Origin of the sequence: Bowmanella yangjiangensis, from assembly GCF_017255015.1 — a bacterium.
GTDB classification, from domain to species: Bacteria; Pseudomonadota; Gammaproteobacteria; order Enterobacterales; family Alteromonadaceae; genus Bowmanella; species Bowmanella yangjiangensis.
In genome coordinates this window covers 1-462 of sequence record NZ_JAFKCS010000583.1, presented here as the reverse complement: position 1 = coordinate 462, position 462 = coordinate 1, and the positions used below count along the sequence as shown (strand labels likewise).

At 70.8% G+C, this 462-nt stretch carries 1 protein-coding gene; it reads left to right on the top strand.

The window, feature by feature from the left end:
• Positions 1-462: STN domain-containing protein (locus J0A65_RS25770; RefSeq protein WP_206597051.1), on the top strand; the 462-nt coding region annotated here is incomplete at both ends.

Genomic DNA, 462 nt, shown 5'->3' with positions numbered 1-462 from the left:
CTGGGCAGCGCGCTGACGGCCCTGGCCCGGCAAGGGCAGCTGCAGATCTTCTTCGAGAGCGATCAGGTCCAGGGGCTGCAGGGGCCCGCGCTGCGCGGGCGCTACGAACCCGTCGAGGCGCTGCGGCAGTTGCTGCGCGGCAGCGGCCTGGAGCTGGTGGAGGCGGCGGGGAGTTTCGTGGTGCGCCGCATGCCGGTCTCGACGACCGAGGCCAACGCCATCGAACTGGGCTCCGTCAGCATCGTGGGCGACGGTCGCCAGGTCGACTCGGCCAGCGTCGGGCGCTCGACGCTGACGCGCAAGGAGATCGAGCGTCAGCAGGCGGAGAACATTCCCAGCCTGCTGCAGACGCTGCCGGGCGTGAGCATGGGCGGGTCGTCCAAGCAGGGCGGGCAGACGGTCAACATCTGGGGGCTGGGTGATGCCGAGGACGTTCCGTTCAGCCTCGACGGCGCGTCCAAG